This window comes from Micromonospora sp. HNM0581 (genome assembly GCF_012726175.1).
GTDB lineage: Bacteria > Actinomycetota > Actinomycetes > Mycobacteriales > Micromonosporaceae > Micromonospora.
Window position 1 is genome coordinate 1 of sequence record NZ_JAASAD010000052.1, and the last position, 2,068, is coordinate 2,068.

The 2,068-nt window shown below is 68.3% G+C and carries 2 protein-coding genes; one reads left to right on the plus strand and one right to left on the minus strand.

From position 1 onward, the window contains the following. The first annotated feature begins 310 nt into the window (after window positions 1–310). Window positions 311–1,333 (plus strand): IS110 family transposase, encoded by a 1,023-nt coding sequence (locus HCA58_RS23015; RefSeq protein WP_169600144.1) that lies wholly within the window; start codon window positions 311–313, stop codon window positions 1,331–1,333. Here the strand turns inward: HCA58_RS23015 and HCA58_RS23020 are convergent. Next, on the minus strand, window positions 1,215–2,068 hold an 854-nt coding region (locus HCA58_RS23020), incomplete at its 5' end, for an ISAs1 family transposase (RefSeq protein WP_240956612.1). The two genes, HCA58_RS23015 and HCA58_RS23020, sit on opposite strands and share 119 nt — an antisense overlap.

Here is a 2,068-nt window from a genome sequence, read left to right on the forward strand (position 1 = left end):
CCAGCATCGCAATCAACTGCTCATCCGTGACCGCACCCACCGGCTCCACGGCCGGCTCTCCCACGGTGGTCTCGGTCGTCATCTGGCGTCTCTCCCTTGATCGGTCGATCAGCCGTTATTTCCAGTGTCACTCTTGATCGGTCCGACGGGCTCGCTCTGCCGTTAGATGCCCCCGTGGCTGGTGTAAATATTGCGGCCCGCCGGACGCCAAGGACCGGCCGGCATGGCTTGAGAGGAGCGTGCCAGCGCCCGACTGGGATATGCCCACCGACCGGTCCCGCGCCCCCTCGGTCAAGGAGACACGACTCCCATGGTGGTCATCGGCATCGACGCACACAAGCGCACCCACACCGCCGTCATCATCGACGGCAACGGGCGGAAACTCGCCACGAAGACCTGCGAGACGACGAGCAAGGATCACCTGTCGCTGCTGCGCTGGGCAGCCGGGCATGGCGAAGAGCGCGTCTGGGCGGTTGAGGACTGCCGCAACATGACCCGCCGTCTGGAACGCGACCTGCTCGCCGCTGGCGAGCGCATCGTACGGGTGCCACCCAAGCTCATGGCCCACGCCCGCGACGCCGCCCGCACCTACGGCAAGTCAGACCCGATCGACGCCCTGGCCGTCGCCCGCGCCGCACTCCGCGAGGACGACCTGCCCACCGCCCACCTCGACGGCCCCGACCGCGACCTGCGTCTGCTGGTCGACCACCGCGAGGACCTAATCGCCGAACGCACCCGGGCGGTCAACCGGCTCCGCTGGCACCTGCACGAACTCGACCCCGAATGGGATCCACCAGCGCGATCTCTCGACCGCGTCAGCAACCTGGACCACGTCCTGCACCGGCTGACGCAGCTGCCAGGCGTCGTCGCCCACCTCGCCACCATGATCGTCCAGCGGTGCAGGAACCTCACCGAAGAGATCAACGCGATCGAGGTCGAGATCCGCCAGCTGGCCGAGAAGCTCGCGCCAGCACTCACCGCTGTGCCCGGCTGCGGCGCCCTGACCGCCGCGAAGATCCTCGGCGAGACCGCCGGCGTCACCCGGTTCCATTCCGCGGCCGCCTACGCACGGCATAACGGCACCGCACCCCTACCGGTGTGGTCATCCAACCGAGCCCGCCACCGACTCAGCCGCACCGGCAACCGTCAGCTCAACGCTGCCCTACACCGCATTGCGATGACCCAGGCCCGCTGTCACCAGCCCGCCAAAGACCTCATCGCCCGCCGCAGAACCGCCGGCGACGGTGGCCTCGAAGCCCTACGCGTACTGAAACGACGCCTGTCCGATGTCGTCTACCAGGCCCTGCGCACCGACTGCATACCCAAGGCTTGACAGAGGAGCTATGTACAGTCCCAGTATTTGCGGTGGTCGGTAAGGGGTTCCGGCTGTTGCGTCGGAGGGCTTTCGCGATGGTGGTGATGCCGGCGAGTCGGAGCAGGCTGATCGCGGTGTTGCGCAGGGTGGCCATGGCCCGGGGTGCGTTGCCGGAGCGGAGGCGGCTGGTGTCTTCGGCGTAGGTGGTGTCGCGGACGTGGTGCAAGATCTCGATGGCCCAGTGTCCGCGCAGCGCATCGGCGAGGTCGGCGGGGCTGGCCTGGGCGGCGGTCAGGTTGGTGATGGCGTAGACGGTGACGGTGGACCAGCGGCCGGTGGCCAGGTTGAGTCGTCTGCGCCGGATCCGAAGGGCCTGCGTTGCGTGCGGGAAGTCCAGGGCGAGTGCGCCGCTGCAGGTGACTGCTTGCATGCGGCGGATGTCGTAGCGGCCGTGGCCGCGGGCGCCGGTCTCGTCCTGGACCGGGATCTTCGCCCAGGGCAGGGCCTTGAGCTGCCGATACAGGCGCGGCTGATTCTTCTTTACCGTGAACACGTAACCGGCCTGCTTGTCCTCGGTCAGCCAGCGGGCGTGCTCGCGCTGGGTGTGCAGCGCGTCGGCCGTGACGATCACCCCGGTCAGGTCGAGCGGGGCCAGCAGCGGCCGGAACCGGGTCAGCTCGTTGGTCTTGCCGTCCACGTCGATCTGGCCGAGGACGGTGCCGGTGTGCTGGTCCAGCACGGCGAGCAGATGTA

What these genes read in the sequence shown, in the direction of transcription:
- HCA58_RS23015 (WP_169600144.1), top strand. Translation starts at nt 311, where the DNA reads ATGGTGGTCATCGGCATCGACGCACACAAGCGCACCCACACCGCCGTC.